Origin of the sequence: Mycobacterium sp. (assembly GCF_049683935.1) — a bacterium.
GTDB lineage: Bacteria > Actinomycetota > Actinomycetes > Mycobacteriales > Mycobacteriaceae > Mycobacterium.
The window spans coordinates 1-3,632 of sequence record NZ_JBAUJR010000298.1 but is presented as its reverse complement, the minus strand read 5'-3'; the positions used below and the strand labels follow the sequence as shown (position 1 = coordinate 3,632).

Genomic DNA, 3,632 nt, shown 5'->3' with positions numbered 1-3,632 from the left:
GAACAGGACCCGGCGGGCGGCGGCGAGCTCTAGCAACACGAGATGTGCTCCAGGGGCGAGCGTTCCATGCCCATCCGCCGGTGCCAGTCGTGGAACCGGTCATAGACCACGGGCAGCAGCTCCACGGTGTAGTAGCTGGCGGGGTTGGGCACGCCCAGTGCCTCAGAGAGGACGAGCATCATGAACAGGTCCTCCTCGTCGCGCTGGGCACGGGCGAAGGTGCGCCGGTAGGGCGCCACGTAGAACTCGTGCAGGCCCGCGCCGAGTCGCGCCTGCACGCAGCGCAGCCGGTTTATGACCGTCACCTGCTCATCAGGAGGACCGCTTCCCCGGTGCCGCGCCCTCCATCACGTCCTCGTCGAGCTCGGTTGGGTTCTTCTTCGCGCGGGACATCGCGATCACGGACTCGAAGATGACCCACACCGCGGCGATGAGGATGATGACGTCGAGCACGAGCAGGAACCAGTTCTCGGTTGCCCAGAACTCACCCATCTGAACGATCAGGGCGTAGACCGACATCACGAGGAGGAACACGAGCGGGACGAGCACCGGGAGCACCGGGCGGCCCTTGCGCAGCAGGATCACGGCGATGATCGACAGGGTGAGGCCGGCCAGCAGCTGGTTGGTGGTGCCGAACAGCGGCCATATGAGCATTCCGCCCGACCCGTCCCCGCCTGCGCCGAAGGTGAGGCCCATGGCCACGACGAGGACGATCACGGTGGCCAGGGCCTTGTTGAGGGTGAAGCCGATGATGTGGGCCGCCTCCTGCACCACGAATCGCTGCAGGCGGATGCCGGTGTCCATGGTGGTGGCCGCGAAGAGGATGGCCATGGTCGCCAGGATGGTGGCGCTGAGCCCGTCGGGGATGCCCAGGCCCTGGTTGACGATGGCGGCGCCGCCCTCGATGAATGCGGACACACCACCCTGGCCGAACGCGGAGTAGACGGCCTCCCAGTCGGCGATGGTCCGGAACCCGGCGGTGGTCGCGATGATCGCGCCCAGCGCGAGGAGCCCCTCGCCGACCGCACCGAAGTAGCCGACGAAGCGGGCGTCCGGCTCCTTGTCCAGCTGCTTGGAGGACGTGCCCGAGGCAACGATCCCGTGGAATCCGGAGATCGCACCGCACGCGATGGTCACGAACAGCAGCGGCACGATGCTCGGCGTGCCCTCGGGCACGGAGTCGTTGAACGCGGGCGCCACCACGGTCGGAGCGGAGATCAGCACGGCCCCGTAGAGGATGCCCAGGGCGATGAACAGCTGGAGACCGTTGATGTAGTCGCGCGGCTGCAGCAGCATCCAGACGGGAAGCACCGAGGCCACGCCGGCGTAGAGGAAGAGGACCACGATCCAGAACGCGTTCGCCGACATTCCGAGGACCGTCTCCGGCAGCACCACCGGGAAACGGTCGCCGACCAGGATCAGGGCGTAGAGGGCCGCGACGCCGATGACGGACACGAGGGGCAGGCTCCACTTGAGCCGGTAGATGGCCTGGCCGATGAGCAGGGCGACGACGATGGCGCCCCAGGTGGGAATCACCGCGGTGGGCGTGTTGACGAGGAGGCCGGATATGACCACGGCGAACGCGGCGTTGACCATCAGCAGCACCAGGAAGATCACGACCAGGAACAGGTTGCGACCCCGGTGGCCGATGTACTGCCCCGACAGGGACCCGATGGACTTGCCCTTGTGCCGGCTGGAGGCCCACAGGGCGCCGAGGTCGTGGATGCCCGCGAAGAAGACGGTGCCGATGGTCACCCAGAGGAAGGCCGGCACCCACCCCCAGATGACGGCGATCGCGGGCCCCACGATGGGTGCTGCCCCCGCCACGGAGGTGAAGTGATGGCCCCACAGCACGTACTTGTTGGTGGGCACGTAGTCCACGCCGTCATTGAGCTCGTGGGCGGGCGTGACGAACGAGTCCTGGAGCTTGTAGACGCGGCGGGCCAAGAACCTCGAGTACAGCACGTACCCGAGGATCATCATGGCCACACCGACCACGGCGAGGACTACGGAGTTCATGTGCGCTCCGATCTCGATGCAGGGTGGCGGTGGGTGTCAGCTGGGTCACCAGACTACCGCCGCGTGATCTGGATCATACGGAGGTGCCCTGGCGCCGATCGGGCTAAACAAGCGCCCTCGAGTGCACTCGGGAGGTGAGCCCTCACCTCACCTGGACGATGGTCCGGGTCAATTTCCGTCCCGTCGACTCAGGGCTTGAGCCAGCGCCACTGCGCGGTCAACCAGCCGTGCGCATCGGGCAGCCGGTCGCGAACCGCGCCGACGACCCCGGGCCACAACCGGTCGTCGTAGTCGTCGCCGGAAAGCCACCCGCCCGGCTTCACCTTGGGCGCCCACGCGTCGATGTCGGCGGCGACGCTGTCGAAGTCGTGGCGGGCGTCGAGATGCACCCACGCCAGCGAACCGTCGGTGAAGAAGTCGGCCGCCTTCGGTGACGAGCTGATGAAGACGTGCACCGTGTCGGCGAATCCGCAGGCGATGACGTTGCGGTGCAGCAGGCCCGCGAAGGTCCCGCCGCCGTGCTCGACTGCAGGTCCGTGCGCGTTCTTGTTGGCCGGCCCCTCCTGGCCACTGCCGCGGCAGGTGTCGACGCCGATCACCGTGAAGTCGCGGCCCGAGTCGCGCACGACGTCGGCCAGCGAGCACAGGCTGCGCCCGAGGTAGGACCCGACTTCGACGAAGGTGCTGCCCTCGGGGAACACCGAGACCGCTTCCTCCTGACCTTCGCGCCAGTGGAACCAGCCGGGAATGTCGTACCAGTGCTCGACCTCGTCGGCGAATGCGTCCTGAGCCGGATAACGCACGACCATGCGACTCCCTTCGTCCCGGCGATCATCTCACCGGGGGTGTTCGCCTACTGAGCGGCCGACATGGACGGCAGGAACGTGACGATCGCGGGGAAGGCGATGAGCAGCGCCACCACCACCAGGTCGGCCACGATGAACGGGACGACGCCGCGGAACACCCTGCCCAGTCCCGCCTCCCGCACGGCGCCCGAGTACACGAACGCATTCATGCCGACGGGCGGCGTGATCAGCGCCATCTCGGCCACCTTGACGATGAGCACTCCGATCCAGATCCCATCGAATCCGTAACCGGTCAGGATCGGATGCAGAAGCGGCGCGGCGATCAGGATCATCGAGATGCCGTCGAGGAACATGCCCAGCGGTAGCAGGATGATCAGGCACAGCACCAGCACCAGATACGGCGGCAGGTTCGCGTCGGTGACCGCGCCGACCAGGGAGCTGCTCGCCCCGCTAAGCGCCAGCACGTAGGTGAACACTCCGGCACCGACCATCAGCAGGAAGGTCATCGCCGTCAGGCCGATCGCTTCGGTCAACGCCTCCTTGATCTCGTGCAGCCAGGCCGGCGGCCGGGTCCGCAGCAACAGGATGATCAGCGCCGCGAACGCGCCGAAGGACGCCGCCTCGGTCGGGGTGGCGAGACCCAGATAGATGGTGCCGATGGACACGGCGAAGATGACCGCGAGGTAGAGAAACCCCGAGATGTCGAGGCGGCCCGGTTCTTCGGCTACGGCGGCATCGGTGGGCCCACTTGCGGTGTCCGCGGAACCGGCGGTGCCGCCGCCGTCGCCATTCGCCGCGGCGACGCGT

At 67.4% G+C, this 3,632-nt stretch carries 4 protein-coding genes; all 4 read right to left on the bottom strand.

All coding sequences use genetic code 11. The annotated features are described in order from the left end of the window. Positions 1–29: 29 nt before the first annotated feature. Positions 30–305 carry a cory-CC-star protein gene (locus tag WA965_RS17470; protein WP_526300736.1) on the bottom strand — a complete coding sequence of 92 codons (276 nt, stop codon included), beginning with the start codon at positions 303–305 and terminating at the stop codon, positions 30–32. 7 nt (positions 306–312) lie between these two features. Next, the gene (locus WA965_RS17465; RefSeq protein WP_526300735.1) at positions 313–2,019 is read right to left on the bottom strand and encodes a carbon starvation CstA family protein; all 1,707 of its coding nucleotides are present in this window, start codon (positions 2,017–2,019) and stop codon (positions 313–315) included. 188 nt (positions 2,020–2,207) lie between these two features. After that, entirely contained in the window at positions 2,208–2,828 is a 621-nt protein-coding gene (locus WA965_RS17460; protein ID WP_526300733.1) for a class I SAM-dependent methyltransferase, read from the bottom strand. Positions 2,829–2,872: 44 nt separating this feature from the next. Then, a partial coding sequence (locus tag WA965_RS17455) for a TRAP transporter large permease subunit (protein WP_526447864.1) occupies positions 2,873–3,632 on the bottom strand: 760 nt, incomplete at its 5' end.

Excerpts from the sequence above, each read along its gene's own strand:
- WA965_RS17465 (WP_526300735.1), bottom strand. The coding sequence starts at position 2,019 with ATGAACTCCGTAGTCCTCGCCGTGGTCGGTGTGGCCATGATGATCCTC.
- WA965_RS17460 (WP_526300733.1), bottom strand. The coding sequence starts at position 2,828 with ATGGTCGTGCGTTATCCGGCTCAGGACGCATTCGCCGACGAGGTCGAG.